The sequence below is a fragment of the Vagococcus intermedius genome, assembly GCF_029144185.1.
Classification (GTDB): domain Bacteria; phylum Bacillota; class Bacilli; order Lactobacillales; family Vagococcaceae; genus Vagococcus_D; species Vagococcus_D intermedius.
In genome coordinates, this window is the sequence record NZ_CP110232.1 from 570,950 (window position 1) to 586,740 (window position 15,791).

At 35.8% G+C, this 15,791-nt stretch carries 14 protein-coding genes and 1 pseudogene; 13 read left to right on the forward strand and 2 right to left on the reverse strand.

Features of this window, described 5'->3' with window-relative positions; genetic code table 11:
• The first annotated feature begins 306 nt into the window (after window positions 1-306).
• On the forward strand, window positions 307-1,884 hold the full coding sequence (locus tag OL234_RS02570) for a peptide chain release factor 3 (protein WP_275469615.1): 1,578 nt from the start codon (window positions 307-309) through the stop codon (window positions 1,882-1,884).
• Between the two features lie 48 nt (window positions 1,885-1,932).
• Here the strand turns inward: OL234_RS02570 and OL234_RS02575 are convergent, their stop codons facing one another.
• Together OL234_RS02575 and OL234_RS02580 are read right to left on the reverse strand one after the other, a co-directional pair.
• Window positions 1,933-2,253: a DUF1827 family protein gene (locus OL234_RS02575; protein ID WP_275469616.1), complete on the reverse strand. Its 321-nt coding sequence runs from the start codon at window positions 2,251-2,253 to the stop codon at window positions 1,933-1,935.
• Between the two features lie 185 nt (window positions 2,254-2,438).
• Window positions 2,439-4,625, reverse strand: coding sequence for an ATP-dependent Clp protease ATP-binding subunit (locus OL234_RS02580; protein WP_275469617.1), 2,187 nt, complete (start codon window positions 4,623-4,625; stop codon window positions 2,439-2,441).
• 182 nt (window positions 4,626-4,807) lie between these two features.
• Between OL234_RS02580 and ykzS the strand changes: the two genes are divergently transcribed.
• The 12 genes and pseudogenes from ykzS (at window position 4,808) to OL234_RS02640 (ending at window position 15,758) form a co-directional block, all read left to right on the forward strand.
• On the forward strand, window positions 4,808-4,990 hold the full coding sequence (ykzS, locus tag OL234_RS02585; protein WP_275469618.1) for a protein YkzS: 183 nt from the start codon (window positions 4,808-4,810) through the stop codon (window positions 4,988-4,990).
• A gap of 199 nt (window positions 4,991-5,189) precedes the next feature.
• Window positions 5,190-5,456, forward strand: a complete 267-nt coding sequence (locus OL234_RS02590) for a phosphocarrier protein HPr (protein WP_275469619.1) — start codon at window positions 5,190-5,192, stop codon at window positions 5,454-5,456.
• Window positions 5,456-7,177 carry a phosphoenolpyruvate--protein phosphotransferase gene (ptsP, locus tag OL234_RS02595; protein ID WP_275469620.1) on the forward strand — a complete coding sequence of 574 codons (1,722 nt, stop codon included), beginning with the start codon at window positions 5,456-5,458 and terminating at the stop codon, window positions 7,175-7,177. Before OL234_RS02590 ends, ptsP begins: the two co-directional genes overlap by 1 nt.
• Window positions 7,178-7,349: 172 nt before the next feature.
• Window positions 7,350-8,213, forward strand: a complete 864-nt coding sequence (locus tag OL234_RS02600; RefSeq protein ID WP_275469621.1) for an NAD(P)-dependent oxidoreductase — start codon at window positions 7,350-7,352, stop codon at window positions 8,211-8,213.
• A 128-nt stretch (window positions 8,214-8,341) separates the two neighbouring features.
• Window positions 8,342-8,575, forward strand: a complete 234-nt coding sequence (locus tag OL234_RS02605) for a YkuJ family protein (protein WP_275469622.1) — start codon at window positions 8,342-8,344, stop codon at window positions 8,573-8,575.
• A gap of 150 nt (window positions 8,576-8,725) precedes the next feature.
• A complete protein-coding gene (gene sppA / locus OL234_RS02610; protein WP_275469623.1) occupies window positions 8,726-9,736 on the forward strand; it encodes a signal peptide peptidase SppA in 1,011 nt (336 codons plus the stop codon).
• 349 nt (window positions 9,737-10,085) lie between these two features.
• The gene (locus OL234_RS11025) at window positions 10,086-10,703 is read left to right on the forward strand and encodes an RDD family protein (RefSeq protein ID WP_437184432.1); all 618 of its coding nucleotides are present in this window, start codon (window positions 10,086-10,088) and stop codon (window positions 10,701-10,703) included.
• Between the two features lie 24 nt (window positions 10,704-10,727).
• Window positions 10,728-11,675: a hypothetical protein gene (locus OL234_RS02620; RefSeq protein WP_275469625.1), complete on the forward strand. Its 948-nt coding sequence runs from the start codon at window positions 10,728-10,730 to the stop codon at window positions 11,673-11,675.
• A gap of 127 nt (window positions 11,676-11,802) precedes the next feature.
• On the forward strand, window positions 11,803-13,083 hold the full coding sequence (tig, locus tag OL234_RS02625) for a trigger factor (protein WP_275469626.1): 1,281 nt from the start codon (window positions 11,803-11,805) through the stop codon (window positions 13,081-13,083).
• Between the two features lie 178 nt (window positions 13,084-13,261).
• Window positions 13,262-14,503, forward strand: a pseudogene (gene clpX, locus OL234_RS02630) (ATP-dependent Clp protease ATP-binding subunit ClpX); the annotation flags it as partial.
• Window positions 14,504-14,845: 342 nt separating this feature from the next.
• Complete coding sequence (yihA, locus tag OL234_RS02635; protein ID WP_275469627.1) at window positions 14,846-15,436, forward strand: ribosome biogenesis GTP-binding protein YihA/YsxC; 591 nt, start codon at window positions 14,846-14,848, stop codon at window positions 15,434-15,436.
• Between the two features lie 34 nt (window positions 15,437-15,470).
• Window positions 15,471-15,758, forward strand: a complete 288-nt coding sequence (locus tag OL234_RS02640) for a nucleoside triphosphate pyrophosphohydrolase family protein (protein ID WP_275469628.1) — start codon at window positions 15,471-15,473, stop codon at window positions 15,756-15,758.
• The last annotated feature ends 33 nt before the right edge of the window (window positions 15,759-15,791 follow it).

The following is a 15,791-nucleotide window of genomic DNA, read 5'->3' on the forward strand; positions in this document are numbered from 1 at the left end:
TAATAAATTACTAAAATCAGAAAAGTCAGTGACTCTCTTAATGGTTTATGTTTTTAAATAGGTGAGTGGAAAATAAAGTGGGATAATTAATTTTTTGAAGCTGAGTTGGGTCAGACTCTAAAGGATAAGCGCTATGAGTTAGGCTTTATTCTAAAACCTCTTCATGATATACTATCAAGGAATGACAACTTTTTTGTCTTTTTTTGACTTATAGAGGTGAAAAAATGTAAACAACGTTGATTCTTATATAAAAAAGCAAGTAGTGTGTTAATGATAGAAATCAATGATAATTTAAGGAGTGGACTAATGAGCAATAAATTAAGAGATGCAGTTGATAGTCGCCGTACATTTGCGATTATTTCCCATCCGGATGCTGGTAAAACAACAATTACTGAACAGTTATTACTTTTTGGTGGAGCAATTCGTCAAGCTGGAACAGTTAAAGGTAAAAAAACAGGTAATTTTGCAAAATCTGACTGGATGGAAATTGAAAAACAAAGAGGGATTTCAGTTACTAGTTCTGTTATGCAATTTGATTTTGATGGCAAGCGTGTCAATATTTTAGATACACCTGGACATGAGGATTTTTCTGAGGATACGTATCGAACATTGATGGCAGTAGATGCTGCTGTCATGGTAGTTGATAGTGCTAAAGGGATTGAAGCGCAAACAAAAAAACTATTTAAAGTTTGTCGTATGCGTGGCATTCCTATTTTTACTTTTATGAATAAATTGGATCGTGATGGTCGGGAACCACTAGATTTATTATCTGAATTGGAAGAGGTCTTAGAAATTGAATCTTATCCAATGAATTGGCCGATTGGTATGGGGAAAGGGTTAGAAGGACTTTACGACGTTTACAATAAGCGTGTTGAATTACATCGCCCTGAAAAATATGGAACAGAGCGTTTTATTTCATTAAATGATGCAGGAGATATTCCAGCAGATCATCCCTTACACCAAGATTCAGTTTATAATCAAGCGTTGGAAGATATTGAATTGTTAGTCGAAGCGGGTAATGAGTTTTCAGAAGAACGCATTGCTTCAGGCGAGTTAACACCTGTCTTCTTTGGTTCGGCTTTAACTAATTTTGGAGTAGAGACATTTTTAGAAACTTTCTTAAAATTTGCACCAAGTCCTTCTGCCCATACAACTGTCGCAGAAGAAGAAGTCAGTCCTTATGAAGAAGAATTTTCAGGTTTTGTGTTTAAAATCCAAGCCAACATGAACCCAGCTCATCGCGACCGGATTGCATTTATTCGCGTATGTTCAGGAGAGTTTGAGCGTGGGATGGATGTTTTCTTAGAGCGTACTGGGAAAAAATTCAAGTTGACGAATTCAACTCAATTTATGGCTGATAGTCGTGAAACTGTCGAAAGTGCTGTAGCAGGCGATATTATTGGTTTATATGATACTGGTAACTATCAAATCGGGGATACCTTATATTCAGGAAAGTTAAAAGTAGCTTATGAGGAATTACCACAATTTACGCCTGAACTATTTATGAAAGTAACAGCTAAAAATGTGATGAAACAAAAATCATTCCATAAAGGAATGAGTCAGTTAGTCCAAGAAGGGGCTATCCAATTATATAAAACCGTTGTGACAGAAGATTATATTATTGGGGCTGTTGGACAGCTTCAATTTGAAGTTTTCCAACACCGTATGCTAAATGAATATAATACGGAAGTTGTCTTAACACCAATGGGAACTAAGACGGCTCGTTGGATTGATGAAGAAGATTTAGATGAGCGTATGAGTTCAAGTCGTAACATCTTAGTGAAAGATCGTTTTGAGCAACCGTTATTCTTATTTGAAAATCAATTTGCAATGCGTTGGTTTGCTGATAAGTACCCAGATATTGAATTAAAATCGTTACTATAATGAAAAAAAGAAGTCAACTCCAATTGGGAGCTGGCTTCTTTTTTTATATTATTGAGAAACACTGATACTTTCCTCTTCTAACTCCTGTGTGACGGGGATTGAAATTTCGACAATACCGTCCATTTGCAGCATATTTAAGGTATGTTCTTCTTGTTCTGTTTTAATAAGGCGACGCATTACCGCTTGAATCTCATCTTGTTTAATATTACGTTGTTTGTTTGTAATCAAAATTTCTTTGTGTGTTGGAGCTTCTGTATAAATAACTGAAGATTTACCTAGAGTAAACACGCGGATAAAAGTGGCATCAGTACTATCCAACTGTTGACTGACTAAATCTGGATAACTATTAGTAACATCTATTAATTTCATTTATCTCACCCCACAAAATGTTTTCAAACCTAGTTAAAAATAATGCTCATTAGGTTTGTTTCTATAGTTCAAGTATAACGCTTTTATTAAAAAAATTCAAAGATATCTACTTGATAAAGGAGATAAAAATAACGTTCAGAGGCCTCTGAACGTTATTGCTTTATTAATTAGGTTTAAACAACCTTTTATAGAGGTCGTTGTTCAATTTTAATGGTCTGGTCAGCTGTTAACCGAGCATTAAACTTGTCAGTATCTGGATTTTCTAAATAGTACTCTGCTAGATTATCACCAATCTGTTCTTGAATCACACGACGTAAGGGACGAGCTCCCATTTTTGAATCAAAGCCTAATTCTACAAGTTGCTGTTTGACAGCATCATCGACGACTAAATCAAGTGCTTGTTTGGCAAGTAGTTGATTTAAGTCTAATAACATTAAATCAACAATTTGCAATAAATCATTTTTACTTAGGGACTGGAATTCGATAATACCGTCAAAACGGTTTAAGAACTCTGGTTTGAAAAACTGATCCAACTGATTTAGGACGGAGTGTGTCAGTCCATCACGACTAGCGCCAAATCCAACGCTTGCCTCAACGGAACCAGTACCGGCATTACTTGTCATAATAATCAAGGTGTCTTTAAAGCTAATGGTGCGTCCTTTAGAGTCAGTAAGACGACCATCTTCTAGTAGTTGTAAAAATAAGTGTAAAACATCGGGATGAGCTTTTTCTACCTCATCTAGTAAAATTAAACTATAAGGCTGACGACGTACCCGTTCTGTTAGTTGACCTGCTTCTTCATAACCAACATAACCGGGCGGGGAGCCAATGAGTTTAGCAACACTATGTTTTTCCATAAATTCACTCATGTCGAAACGGATCATATTATCTTTGGAACCAAATAATTCGTAAGCCAATTGTTTGGCTAGTTCTGTTTTCCCAACTCCTGTTGGTCCGACAAATAAGAAAGAACCAATCGGTCTATTTTTTTGGTTTAGTCCGATTCGATTACGACGAATAGCCTTAGCTACTTTATCAACAGCTTCATCTTGCCCAATTACTTTTTGACGTAAATCATCTGCTAGTGTTTTTAAGTGTTGTTGTTCTTTTTCTTGAAGAGCGCCAACCGGGATATTTGTTTGCTGTTCTACAATCTTTTCCATATCCTTTTCAGTGATTTCAGGTCGGTCTTCATCTAAAATTTCTTTTTCTTTTAAGGTCATCAATTTAGTTAGTTGATCACGGTAATAAGCAGCTTTTTCAAAGTCTTCTTCTATAGAAGCGGTGTGTTTAAGCTGTTCATTTTCTTTGATGCGTTTTTCTAGTAAATCAGGATTAATGGTTTGAATCGTCAAGTTCTTTTTAGACCCCGCCTCATCAAGCAAATCAATTGCCTTGTCAGGCAGATGACGATCTGCAATGTAACGACTAGATAAGCTAACAGCACTAGCTAAGGCTTTTTCACTATAAGTCACATGATGATAATCTTCGTAACGTGTTTTAATTCCTTTTAGGATAGCCAAGGTTTCTTCTTGGGTGGGTTCATTTATTTGAACAGGTTGTAAGCGACGTTCTAAGGCAGCATCTTTTTCAATGATACGGTATTCATTTAATGTCGTAGCGCCTAACATTTGGATTTCACCACGAGCCAAAGCTGGCTTCAGGATGTTGCCAGCGTCTAAATTAGCCTCGCCGACACTCCCAGCACCAACTAATTCATGAACCTCATCAATAAATAAAATAATACGGTCATCATTTTGTACTTCTTGTAACAGTTGTTGCATACGTTCTTCAAATTGCCCACGTACTCCGGTTCCTTGGACTAAGGCAACCACATCGAGTTGAATTACCTCTTTATTGGCTAGTTTTTGGGGCACTTTTTCATTGGCAATCATTAAAGCAAGACCTTCAGCAACGGCAGTTTTCCCAACCCCAGGTTCCCCGATGAGAACGGGATTATTTTTAGTACGTCTATTTAAGATTTCAATCACTCGCATGGTTTCTTTGTCACGTCCAATAACCGGATCTATCTTACCTTGTCGAGCGGCTTCTGTTAAATTTAAGCCATATTCAGTCAATAAAGAACTCTCTCTATTAGTGTGTGGCGGTTGGTTGTTAGTGCCATTATGATTTCCTGCCTGAGTTTTAGGAGGAGTAGAATTTTGTTGATTTAATTGTTTAGATAGGGAACGGAACCAATCATCGATTGCTCCTAGCCCATAAGGATCTTGTTGTTGTGACAACTGTTTTTCATGTTGTTGTTTTAAAGATTTATAACAAGATTGGCAATAATCTAACTGTTTACGCTCATTCCCAACAGTGGCGTAAAGGTGAATAGTTGCTTCATTTTGTTGACAATTTTGGCATTTCATATCAATCACATCCTTTAATTGACTAGGCAAAATCGGTCGTAATATAATAATTGACCTTTTTTGACCTTTGATTTAATTATAGCATCTTTAAATTATCAATCAAGAATATTGATTAGTGATTTAAATTATTTTTAACAAAGTTATTTGTTATGTTAAACTAGACAAAAAAGGAGGGGAAGTTGATGGAAGAACGTGACTATAATAAGTTATTAACACAACTTGTAGCAGGCGAAATTGACGAGTTGATCATTGAGCAACCAGAGTTTTTATTGTTTAGGGAAAGTTGGAATACTCATCCTAAACGTAAGGAAATTGTAGGAGAAGCGGGTTTAGGTGGTAAAATTGTGTACCGTTTTCAACCATAATTTGTGAAAAGAACATGAAAAAAGTAATAGAGATTCAGAAAGTTTGCTAGAAAGTATAAAACTGTTGTAAGTATTCTAAAAAAATGGTACTCTTTATTGGAGAAAGGGCTTATATCTTATTAAAATATAAATTTATTTTTTATAAAAAATAAGTACCTTGCTTCATCAAAAAAAACATACTCAAAGGAGAACGATTACTATGGAAACAAAAAACTTTCACATTATTGCTGATACAGGAATTCATGCACGTCCTGCGACTTTATTAGTCCAAACTGCAAGCAAATTTAACTCTGATATTAACTTAGAGTATAAAGGTAAATCAGTAAACTTAAAATCAATCATGGGTGTTATGTCATTAGGTGTTGGCCAAGGTGCTGATGTTGTAATTTCAATCGATGGAGCTGACGAAGCAGATGCTATGGCAGCAATCGTTGAAACAATGACTAAAGAAGGTTTATCAGAATAATGGCAGAAATGTTAAAAGGTATTGGGGCAAGTGATGGCGTAGCGGTTGCTAAAGCTTATTTGCTAGTACAACCAGATCTATCATTTGAGAAGAAAACAGTTGAAGATTCAGAAGGCGAAATTGCACGCTTACAAAGCGCTTTAGCAAAATCAACAGAAGAATTACAAGCTATCAGAGACAAAGCAGCAGACTCTCTTGGAGAAGCTGAAGCACAAGTTTTTGATGCACATTTAATGGTTCTTTCAGATCCAGAAATGATTGGTAGTATTGAAAGCAATATCAAAGATAACAAAACTAATGCTGAATCAGGCTTAAAAGAAGTAACAGATATGTTTATTGGTATGTTCGAAGCGATGGAAGATAACCCTTACATGCAAGAGCGTGCTGCTGACATCAAAGATGTTGCTAAACGAATTTTAAGTCATTTATTAGGCGTTAAATTACCCAACCCTTCAATGATTAATGAAGAAGTTGTGGTAGTAGCACACGATTTGACACCAAGTGATACGGCTCAATTAGACCGTCGCTATGTTAAAGCTTTTGTTACTGATATCGGTGGACGTACCTCTCACTCAGCTATTATGGCTCGTTCTCTAGAGATTCCAGCAATTGTTGGAACAAAAGAAATTACGACTAAAGTTGCTGAAGGCGATATGTTGGCCGTAAATGGTATTGATGGTGAAGCATTTATTCATCCAACAGATGAACAAAAAGCAGCTGTCATTAAAATTGGTGAAGATTATGCTGAATTAAAAGCTGAATGGGACAAGTTAAAAGATGCTAAGACTGTTACAGCTGATGGCAAACACATTGAATTAGCTGCCAATATTGGAACGCCTAAAGATTTAGAGGGTGTTAACAATAACGGTGGTGAGGCAGTGGGGCTTTACCGTACTGAGTTTTTATACATGGATTCACCAGATTTCCCAACAGAAGACGACCAATACCAAGCTTATAAAGCTGTTTTAGAAGGTATGGCTGGTAAACCTGTTGTTGTTCGTACAATGGATATTGGTGGAGACAAAGAGTTACCTTACTTACAATTACCACATGAAATGAACCCATTCTTAGGGTACCGCGCTATTCGTATTTGTTTAGCTGAAGATGCAATGTTCCGTACTCAGTTACGTGCCTTGCTACGTGCATCAGTTCATGGTCAATTACGTATCATGTTCCCAATGATTGCAACACTTCAAGAATTTAGAAGTGCTAAAGCCCTTTTAGATGAAGAAAAAGCTAAATTAATTGCTGAAGGTGTCGAAGTAGCCTCTGATATTCAAGTAGGTATCATGATTGAAATCCCAGCAGCAGCTGTGATTGCTGATAAATTTGCTAAAGAAGTCGATTTCTTCAGTGTTGGTACGAATGACTTAATTCAATATACAATGGCAGCAGACCGTATGAACGAACGTGTCTCTTACTTATACCAACCTTATAACCCGTCAATCTTACGTTTAATTAAAAACGTTATTGATGCAGCACATGCTGAAGGGAAATGGGCAGGTATGTGTGGCGAGATGGCTGGCGATCAAACAGCTGTACCACTACTTGTTGGTTTAGGTTTAGATGAATTTTCAATGAGTGCGACAAGTATTCTTAAAACTCGTAGCTTGATGAAACGTTTAGATACAGCTAAAATGGCTGAACTAGCGGATAAAGCAATTAACGAATGTGATACAGCTGATGAGGTTGTAGCGTTAGTTGATTCTTACACTAAATAATAAAAAAGCTTAGCTCCTAGGAGTTAAGCTTTTTTTTGTATCTAGTTTTCATTTAGTAATCTCCCCAATATAGTATGCTTATTTCTTGTGAAAGGCTTTTTAATAAAACGGATTCAATGTATAATAAAGGTAGATATTATTATCAATAAAAATGAATTGGAGGCTTCAACAGATGAAAAAAATTGGATTTATCGGAACAGGCGTAATGGGGTCATCCATTGTTAAGCATTTACTTGCAAGTAACTATGAGGTGGCTGTTTACAATCGGACCAAACAAAAGGCTGATGAGTTAGTCGGTTTAGGTGCGATATGGCAAGATTCGCCACAACAAATTGTTGAAGTTAGCGATATTATCTTTACAATGGTTGGTTATCCACATGATGTAGAGGAGACTTATTATGGCGAAAGTGGTATTTTTCAAGCGGAAGTTACAGATAAAATTTTAATAGATATGACGACTAGTACGCCTGTTTTAGCACAAAAGATTGCTAAGACGGCTACTGATAGAGGAGCAATTAGTTTTGATTCACCGGTCTCTGGTGGGGATTTAGGTGCTAAAAATGGGACGTTGACTACAATGGTTGGCGGAGATCTTTCTAGTTTTGAAGAAATCAAAGAGCTATTAGCTATTTTTAGTTCAAAAGTAAACCTACAAGGTCCAGCTGGTTCGGGACAGCATACAAAGATGGCCAATCAAATTATGATTGCTGGCACGATGACAGGAATGACAGAGTTATTAGTTTATGCTAAAAGTGCGGGACTTGATTTGGAGAAAGTATTGGATACAGTCGGTGGAGGTAGTGCAGCTAACTGGTCGTTAGCAAACTATGCTCCTAGAATTTTAAAAGAGGATTACACACCAGGCTTCTTCGTTAAACATTTTGTGAAAGATTTAAATATTGCTTTAAGTGAAGCAGAACGAATGAATATAGCGTTACCTGCCACCGAAAAAGCGAAAGAACTGTATGAGGAGCTAGTAAAAAATGGATTTGAAAATGAGGGGACACAGGCTCTAATTAAATTATGGTGGTCGTAATTTGACTAACTGATATAAAAAATAAGATGAGGCTAAAAAAAAATCAAAAAAAATGATTATTTTCGGTGCATGTTATATAAGAGTCTGATACAATATAACAGAAAGTGATATTGAAGGAGGTTTACCCTATGAGACATTCACAATTAGTAGCGATTATCAAACGTTTAGAAGCTATGACTGAGGCAACGGATAATGAAATTCAAGTTCGTCGTTTTGAGCGTGAAGGTAACGAAAGATGTATCGTAACTTATGATTCAGCAAATGAAATGTTTGAATTAACAGAAACTGACACACAACAAGTGTATCAATTTGACGATATTGATTTAGTTGCAATGGAGATTTATGAATTATTGCAAGCTTAATAATCACTAGTTGATGATTTTTGCATAATGACATAATCAAAAGTCTGGGATCTTGATTCCAGGCTTTTTTGTTACAGCAAGTGGTTTGAACAGGCTACTAAAAAATAGTTTATGTTAAAATAAACTGACTAACTTTTGAAGGAGAAGAAGATGAATAAAAAGAGATGGATTGCGGTAGGAATTGCAGCGGGCTTATTATTGGCTACAAGTTTAGTTGCCGTACCTGATGCTAAAACAGAATTAACCTCTCATATGACAGATAGTCAATTGTCAGAGGTAGTCATCAATGAACGTGATGACAATCAAAAAATTGCGTTGTTACAGCTAGATGGCACAATTGGCCCAACAGAATCAGCTGGTTTATTTGGTAGTGAGGGCTATAATCATGATTTTTTCATGTCGCAATTGAAAGCGATTGAAGGAGACGAAACTGTTAAAGGGGTCTTACTAGAAGTGAATACACCGGGTGGTGGCGTTTATGAAAGTGCTGAAATCGCTCGTGAATTAACAAAAATTCAAAAAGATCGTAAGATACCACTCTATGTGTCGATGAAAAATATGGCAGCTAGTGGCGGGTATTATGTTTCAGCTAAGGCTGATAAAATTTTTGCAACAGAAGAAACGATGACAGGATCAATCGGTGTGATTATGACGGGATTAAATATGTCAGAATTTTTTGATAAGATTGGTTTTAAAGACGAAACTGTTAAAAGTGGTCAGTTTAAAGATATAGGGTCAAGTACTCGTAAGTGGACAAAAGAAGAACGTGACGTACTGCAAAAAAATATTGATAGCTCCTATAATCGTTTTGTTAAACTAGTTGCAGAGGGTCGTGGGATGTCAGAAGAAGCGGTTAAAAAAATTGCAGATGGTCGTATCTATGATGGACAACAAGCTAAAGAAAATGGCTTGGTCGATGAATTAGGCTATCCTGATGAAGCGCTAGAAGCACTGAGAAAAGAGCATAAATTACGTGATGCCTCAGTGATTAGCTATGACAATACTAATAATTCATTTGCTAAAAGTTTAGGTGGTAATTGGTTAAGTTCAGCTATCAATCAGTTGACAGGATTTAAGAGTCAATCTCCTTTAAATCAATCACTAATGCCAAAAGAAGAGGTATCACCTCTTGAAATGATGTATTTATACGGAGGGGAGTAAGATGACTAAGGAAGATAACTTCAAAGATCGGATCGATGGGAGTCAGGAAGACGCTAAAGATAATCGAGAAGACTTAAAAAAATTGCCAAGCTTCCCCTCAGAAGAGGAATTAGTTGAGTGGAAAAAGCAACAAGCTATTAAGAAACAACAAGAGCAAATGATAAATGATGATCATTCAGAAGTGACGACAGAAAGTGTGACGGATAAAATAGAAGGACAAGAACGAACAGCCCGTTCAGTCTCTGAGGATCTAGAGGATGAACGGGTAGAAAAACTATTGGATGCGTTATTAAGTGATGAAAATGAGGGAAGTAGTCCGTCTGTAGGAGAGCCACTAGACAATAAAAAAATGATTAAAGCCAGTAAAAGTCAGCATGAAAAAAAAGAAGTGACAGATTATTTTCAACATTTAAAAGAGAAAGAAAAAAATAATCTCCCGGATGATCCAAAAACGAGATACCAAAGACAAAGTGCATGGTCTTATTTGACAACAGCAAGGAAAAGTAAAAAATCGCCAGTATTTCATGATTTTCCAGACTATTTTTATGCAGGTTTTTGGATCAGGTTGTACGCTTTTTTAGTTGATTTAATTTGTATCAATGCGCTATCAACATTTTTTGTTTGGTTAATCCCGACATCGATGATTAATTTACAAGGAATAGCGATTGTTGAGTCAATTATCTATTTAGGTTATTTTATTTTGATGACAAAGTTAACCAATGGTCAAACAATTGGGAAGATGATCTTTGGTATTCAAGTTGTTTGTTTTAATGAAGCAAGGTTGAGCTGGGAAACGGTTTTGATTAGAGAAGGAGCTTGTCGTTTTATGATGCAGGTGGGGCCTTTTATGCTGGCTTATTTAGTAACAATTTTTACTGGAAAAAAACAACATATTGGTGATTTTTTCAGTGATACAAGTGTTGTGACGTTGAACACGCTAAAAGCATATAATGGTATGAGTCAATAGTATACTAATATAGGAGGCACTGAAATGGGAGAACGTATAGAATTTTCAAATAATTTTGAAGGGTACTTAGCATTAGGCAAACAAGCCTTTAATGACGGTCAATATAAGGTAGCAACAGAGAATCTAGAAGCAGCTTATAATTTGAAACCTGATTTTGAAGCAAACTATGGTTTGGTTAAAAGCTTGTTAGCTCAAAATAAATCGCTGGAAGCAGAAAAAATCGCGACTGAGATGCAAACAGAATATTTGGCAGATAGTGATTTCTTAAAAGTTTATTTACAAGCACTCTTAAGCAATCAAAAATTTATTCATTGTCATAAACTTGTTCACTTGTCTCCGATAACACCACAAGAAAAAAATGACCTAATTAGGTTTGTTGGATTCAGTGAAGAGAATGCCAGACAATTTTTACAAGCTAGTTTAGCAGATCGGGTAAAAGCAGGTCTTAATTTAGGCGAGTGCTCTTTTATGAAAGCACTAGAAGTCATTAGTGAATTAGAAAAAGTTCCGTTTAAAGAGTATGCAGATGTTGCTACAACAGTAATTCATGAAAAACAGGTGAGTTTGCTTCTCTCTCAATTGTTGATAGAAAGTTTAGTTGCCATTGATTATAAAGAGAGGGTCATCGTGCCTGATATTTTTGGTGGGACACAGAAACTGAAACTAGCCGAATTAGAACCAATTGGGACAACAGCAATTTATCAACAATGCATGACTGAATTAATGAGGGAATTAGGCGCGACAGATTCTGAAATGGCGGGACAACTACAACAGGCGTTGCATGTTCAGATGGTTTTAATTTATCCAAAAGGGCAAGAGCTTATAAGTGATGCATCGCTGTGGGTTAAGCTATTTGTTGCCTCATATCTGGGTCAAGAAATTAAAGTAGCGGACACTCAAAAAGAGATGATGACCTCAATGCGAAAAGTGCAACAACTCATTCAAAATGAACTGTTACAAAATATGGGGTAAGACTGTTTTAGTACCTGAGACAATTTGTTGTAAAAATGTTTACATTTAGGTGACAATAGTGTACTATTGTGGGGTATGCAATTGAAAGAATTGTTAAAATTAGATATTTTCTGGAGGGAATAAGTATATGACTGCCAAGTTTGAAAAGAAAGGCACCAATGATGGTGTATTAACATTTGAAATCGATAAAGAATTAGTAGCACAAGGCTTAACAAAAACATTTAACCGCGTGAAGAAAAACCTAAGCGCACCAGGTTTCCGTAAAGGTAAAATTTCACGTCAATTATTTAATAAAATGTATGGCGAAGCAGCATTGTATGAAGATACTTTAAATGATCTTTTACCAGCAGCTTACCAAGCAGCAATTGAAGAAGCTGGAATTAAACCAGTTGTTCAACCAACAATTGATATCCAAAGTATGGAAGCTGACTCAAACTGGGTTATCGATGCTAAAGTTATCTTAAAACCTGAAGTTAAATTAGGTGATTACAAAGGTCTTACAGTAGACAAACAAGATACAGATGTAACAGATGAAGAAGTTGAAGAAGCTATTGCTTCAAAACAAGCAGCTTTAGCTGAATTAGTTTTAAAAGAAAGTGCTGCTGCTAATGGCGATACTGTTGTAATCGACTACAAAGGTACGAAAGATGGCGTAGCTTTTGATGGTGGTACAGCTGATAACTATTCATTAGAATTAGGTTCAGGCTCATTCATTCCTGGTTTTGAAGAACAATTAGTTGGCGCTAAAGCTGGCGATTCTGTAGATGTTAAAGTAACTTTCCCAGAAGAATACCATTCAGAAGATTTAGCTGGTGCTGAAGCAGTCTTTGCTGTAACAGTTCACGAAGTTAAAGCAAAAGAATTACCAGAATTAGATGACGAATTTGCTAAAGATGTTGATGATTCAGTAGAAACATTAGCTGACTTAAAAGCTAAAATCCGTACTGATTTAGAAGTTAACAAATTAAACGCTGCAAAAGAAGCTGTTCAAGAATTAGCTATCCAACAAGCTGTTGACAATGCTGAAATCGTTGACCTACCAGGTGAAATGGTTCACGCTGAAGTACACCGTGCTATGGAAGAATTCTTAAACAACATGCAACGTCAAGGAATCCAACCAGAAATGTATTACCAATTAACAGGTACAACTGAAGCTGACTTACACACTCAATTTGAAGGTGAAGCAGAAACTCGCGTTAAAACTAACTTAGTAATCGAAGCTATCGCTGCTGAAGAGAAATTTGAAGCAACTGAAGAAGATCTTGCTAACGAAGTTAAAACTTTAGCTGAAACTTATGCTATGGAAGAGGCTGAAATTCGTAAAGTCTTAAATGACGATATGTTAAGCCATGACATCGTATTGAAAAAAGCTTTAGACGTAATTACAGAAACTGTTAAACAAGCTTAATAAATAATAGTTATGTGAAAGAGCGAAGGTTAGTTCCTTTGCTCTTTCTTGCTTTAAACCATAAAATTAAAGAAATTTTTATTTTTATGGTAAGATAGATGAAGTGATAATATGAGATTGATAGATAGTGATACTATTTATTTGGTCTGAATAGATATAGTAAGAGGAGGATTTTTGTATGTACGATAATACAGACGAAAATGGTTCTGTCCGTTGTTCCTTCTGTGGGAAAGCTCAAGAAGAAGTCAAAAAAATAGTTGCCGGACCAGGTGTCTATATATGTGATGAGTGTATTGATCTATGTAAAGAAATCATTGCAGAAGAGTTTCACGAAGAAATAGCTCAAGAATTTTTAGATGTATTAAAACCGAATGAAATTGTGGAAGCCTTAAATGCTTATGTTGTAGGACAAGAACAAGCTAAAAAAACGTTATCAGTAGCTGTATACAATCACTATAAACGTGTTGGAGCAGAAACTGTCACAGATGATGGTGTTGAGCTACAAAAGAGTAATATTTGTTTAATTGGACCGACTGGTTCAGGTAAGACTTATTTAGCTCAAACATTAGCTAAAACGTTAAATGTCCCATTTGCGATTGCTGATGCGACAAGTTTAACAGAAGCTGGCTATGTTGGGGAAGATGTGGAAAACATCTTGCTTAAATTATTACAAGCGGCTGATTTTAATGTTGAACGTGCACAAAAAGGAATTATCTACATTGACGAGATTGATAAAATTGCTCGTAAAAGTGAAAATGTCTCAATCACTCGTGATGTTTCAGGTGAAGGAGTGCAACAAGCCTTACTTAAAATTTTGGAAGGCACAGTGGCTAGTGTCCCACCACAAGGTGGTCGTAAGCATCCGCAACAAGAGTTAATTCAAATCGACACAACTAATATTTTATTTATTGTAGGTGGCGCTTTTGATGGGATTGAAACGATTGTTAAAGAACGTTTAGGTGAAAAAGTGATTGGTTTTGGAACATCAAACGCTAAGTGGGATGAATCTAAGAGTTTAATGCAAGAGATTATTCCAGAAGATCTCTTGAAGTTTGGTTTAATTCCTGAATTTATCGGACGTTTACCTGTGATGACAGCTTTAGAAAGATTGAGAGTGGAAGACTTAGTACGTATCTTAACTGAGCCTAAGAATGCTTTAGTTAAACAATATAAAAAACTATTAGCTTTAGATGATACAGAGTTAGAATTTGAACCAGCAGCCCTAGAACGTATTGCTAAATTAGCAATTGAACGTAATACAGGAGCGCGTGGTTTAAGATCAATCATAGAGCATATCATGTTAGATATTATGTACGATATTCCAACACGGGATGATATCCAAAAAGTGATTATTACAGAAGAAGTTGTTGATCATGCTAAAGAACCTAAATTAGTTTTAGTTGATAAAAAAGCAAAATCAAAAGAATCGAATGATCCTTCGGATAAAAAAGTAACAGATGAAGAGTCTAATTCTGCAAAAGATAATACTAAAGCAAAAGAAAAAGTATCAGATAAAGAAATTAGCAAAGAAACAGCTACCAAAAAAGGTAAAAAAACTAAAAAGAAATAACTAAAGAGTAACAGAGAGACTATCTCTCTGTTATTTTTTGTATGGAACTACTTGGGATAGGTGGGGTAAATAAGTTATTCTTTTATTTTGCTAGTTAGATATTTTTAAGTATGCTAAAATAAGTAAGGATTTAGTTAATGAAAAGTTAGGTGATTGTGATCGATAGAATCACACGCCAATAGGAGTGAAAAAATGAAAGTACATAATGCAGATATTGTTATTAGTGCCGTATCACCTAAACAATATCCGGATGTTGAAATACCAGAGATTGCTTTAGCCGGTCGTTCTAATGTGGGTAAATCTTCCTTTATTAATACCTTGATTAATCGTAAAAACTTAGCTCGTACATCAAGCAAGCCAGGTAAAACCCAAACCTTAAATTTTTATATTATCGAAGATAAATTTCATTTTGTGGACGTTCCAGGGTATGGTTATGCCAAAGTTTCTAAGAGTGAACGCGCTAAATGGGGGCAAATGATTGAAACGTATCTAACACAACGTGAGCAATTACGTGCTGTGATTTGTTTAGTTGATATTAGACATAAACCGAGTCAAGAAGATATTCAAATGTATCAGTTCTTAAAATACTATGATATTCCAGCGATTGTGGTGGCTACAAAAGCTGATAAAGTTCCAAAAGGCAAATGGAACAAGCATGAATCGATTGTGAAAAAAGCATTGGATTTTGATAACAATGATGCCTTTATTTTATTTTCTTCTGAAACTAAAAAAGGTAAAGAAGAAGCTTGGGTTGTGATTGAAGAATTTTTAGGTCTAGACTAAATTTAGTATTCTAAAACAAGTTAAGGGTGAGTAGATGGAATTTAATGATTATCAAGAGCTAGCTAACCGCTCTTTAAATGGAGATGAGCAAGTTCTAACCAAATGTGCTTTAGGCTTAGCAAGTGAGACTGGTGAGGTTTTAAACTTGATTCAAAAATATACATTTGAACATTCTGAGGTCAGTCGAAAAGAGTTAGTGAAAGAAATGGGTGATGTGATGTGGTATTTGTCACAAATTGCTCAATGGGCTAATATCCCCTTTGAAGAAGTTGCTAAATCTAATGTTGAGTTATTAAAAAACCGTTATCCAGAGCGTTATTAAGGGTTATGGTTGAGTGATAGTATAGAGGAGTAG

Excerpts from the sequence above, each read along its gene's own strand:
- OL234_RS02600 (WP_275469621.1), top strand. The coding sequence starts at position 7,350 with ATGAAAAAAATTGGATTTATCGGAACAGGCGTAATGGGGTCATCCATT.
- sppA (WP_275469623.1), top strand. The coding sequence starts at position 8,726 with ATGAATAAAAAGAGATGGATTGCGGTAGGAATTGCAGCGGGCTTATTA.
- OL234_RS02590 (WP_275469619.1), top strand. The coding sequence starts at position 5,190 with ATGGAAACAAAAAACTTTCACATTATTGCTGATACAGGAATTCATGCA.
- ptsP (WP_275469620.1), top strand. The coding sequence starts at position 5,456 with ATGGCAGAAATGTTAAAAGGTATTGGGGCAAGTGATGGCGTAGCGGTT.
- OL234_RS02580 (WP_275469617.1), bottom strand. The coding sequence starts at position 4,625 with ATGAAATGCCAAAATTGTCAACAAAATGAAGCAACTATTCACCTTTAC.
- yihA (WP_275469627.1), top strand. The coding sequence starts at position 14,846 with ATGAAAGTACATAATGCAGATATTGTTATTAGTGCCGTATCACCTAAA.
- OL234_RS11025 (WP_437184432.1), top strand. The coding sequence starts at position 10,086 with ATGATTAAAGCCAGTAAAAGTCAGCATGAAAAAAAAGAAGTGACAGAT.
- OL234_RS02570 (WP_275469615.1), top strand. The coding sequence starts at position 307 with ATGAGCAATAAATTAAGAGATGCAGTTGATAGTCGCCGTACATTTGCG.
- OL234_RS02605 (WP_275469622.1), top strand. The coding sequence starts at position 8,342 with ATGAGACATTCACAATTAGTAGCGATTATCAAACGTTTAGAAGCTATG.
- OL234_RS02575 (WP_275469616.1), bottom strand. The coding sequence starts at position 2,253 with ATGAAATTAATAGATGTTACTAATAGTTATCCAGATTTAGTCAGTCAA.
- OL234_RS02640 (WP_275469628.1), top strand. The coding sequence starts at position 15,471 with ATGGAATTTAATGATTATCAAGAGCTAGCTAACCGCTCTTTAAATGGA.
- ykzS (WP_275469618.1), top strand. The coding sequence starts at position 4,808 with ATGGAAGAACGTGACTATAATAAGTTATTAACACAACTTGTAGCAGGC.
- OL234_RS02620 (WP_275469625.1), top strand. The coding sequence starts at position 10,728 with ATGGGAGAACGTATAGAATTTTCAAATAATTTTGAAGGGTACTTAGCA.
- tig (WP_275469626.1), top strand. The coding sequence starts at position 11,803 with ATGACTGCCAAGTTTGAAAAGAAAGGCACCAATGATGGTGTATTAACA.